This is a genomic window from Streptomyces sennicomposti (genome assembly GCF_019890635.1).
Classification (GTDB): domain Bacteria; phylum Actinomycetota; class Actinomycetes; order Streptomycetales; family Streptomycetaceae; genus Streptomyces; species Streptomyces sennicomposti.
This window is the reverse complement of record NZ_JAIOAB010000138.1, coordinates 1-876: the sequence shown is the minus strand read 5'-3', so window position 1 is coordinate 876 and position 876 is coordinate 1. Positions and strand designations below refer to the sequence as shown.

Annotated in this window: 1 protein-coding gene; it reads left to right on the top strand. The window is 67.2% G+C overall.

Annotated features, from left to right (window positions below; all coding sequences use genetic code 11):
- The first annotated feature begins 48 nt into the window (after positions 1 to 48).
- The gene (locus tag K7787_RS31415) at positions 49 to 819 is read left to right on the top strand and encodes a transposase (protein WP_223003715.1); all 771 of its coding nucleotides are present in this window, start codon (positions 49 to 51) and stop codon (positions 817 to 819) included.
- The last annotated feature ends 57 nt before the right edge of the window (positions 820 to 876 follow it).

Genomic DNA, 876 nt, shown 5'->3' with positions numbered 1-876 from the left:
GCTAAGCGTTGTCCCGTAACTGCTGGTCACAGGTGAGATGATCTTGCTGTGGCTGGTGTGATCACGGCGTCGGAACCCTCCTGGATAGCTCCGTTCACCGGGCTGAGTCCGCGGCAGTTCGGCAAGCTCGTCACCGCGCTGCGGCGCGAGGGTGCGGACTCGGTGCGCAAGGGCCGGCCGTGGAGCCTGCCGCTGGAGGACCGCGTGCTGCTGGTCGCCGCGTACTGGCGGACCAACCTCACCCTGCGCCAACTGGCCCCGCTGTTCGGGGTGTCCAAGTCCGCGGCCGACCGCATCATCGACCACCTCGCACCCTCGCTCGCCCTGCAGCAGCGCAAGCGGTTCCGCAAGGACACCGTGCTGATCGTGGACGGAACCCTGGTTCCCACCCGCGACCACCAGGTGGCCGAGCAGTCGAAGAACTACCGGTACTCCACCAACCACCAGGTCGTGATCGACGCCGACACCCGGCTCGTCGTCGCAGTCGGCCGGCCGGTACCGGGCAACCGCAACGACTGCAAGGCGTGGGAGCTGTCCGGCGCCAAGGACGCCGTCGGCAAGACCACCGTTATCGCCGACGGCGGCTACCGGGGCACTGGCCTGGTCATCCCGCACCGCCGCGAGAGAGGCCAGGCCGACCTCCCCGGCTGGAAAGAGGAGCACAATGCCTCCCACCGCAAAGTCCGCGCTCGCGTCGAGCACGCCTTCGCCCGCATGAAGTCCTGGAAGATCCTCCGCGACTGCCGCCTGAAAGGTGACGGTGTCCACCACGCCATGCTCGGCATCGCCCGCCTGCACAACCTCACCCTCGCCGGGTAACGGCGATACAAGCAGGTTAGCGGACACGACGTAGATCATTTACGGGACAACGCTTAG